The organism is Citrobacter sp. TBCS-14, assembly GCF_005280805.1.
GTDB classification, from domain to species: Bacteria; Pseudomonadota; Gammaproteobacteria; order Enterobacterales; family Enterobacteriaceae; genus Citrobacter; species Citrobacter gillenii.
Window position 1 is genome coordinate 1 of sequence record NZ_SZWM01000227.1, and the last position, 202, is coordinate 202.

A 202-nucleotide genomic window follows, 5' to 3' on the forward strand; every position below is an offset into this window, starting at 1 on the left:
CCACGTTGGGACAGTGAACGGGAGCGCACGTGACGTTTAGAGACCGACTGCAGTTCCGCCTCGCGCTGTTTTACCACCGACTGCGCGGCGCGCATTTCACTTTGCCGTTGTTCCAGCAACGCCCGTGCCGCCGCAACTGCACTTTCCGCTTCTTTGATTTGCGCGACCGCTTCCAGCCGCTGCTCGTGCAGCACGCGGGTAT

At 61.9% G+C, this 202-nt stretch carries 1 pseudogene; it reads right to left on the bottom strand.

From position 1 onward, the window contains the following. Positions 1 to 202: pseudogene (locus FDX22_RS12230) on the bottom strand (hypothetical protein); the annotation flags it as partial.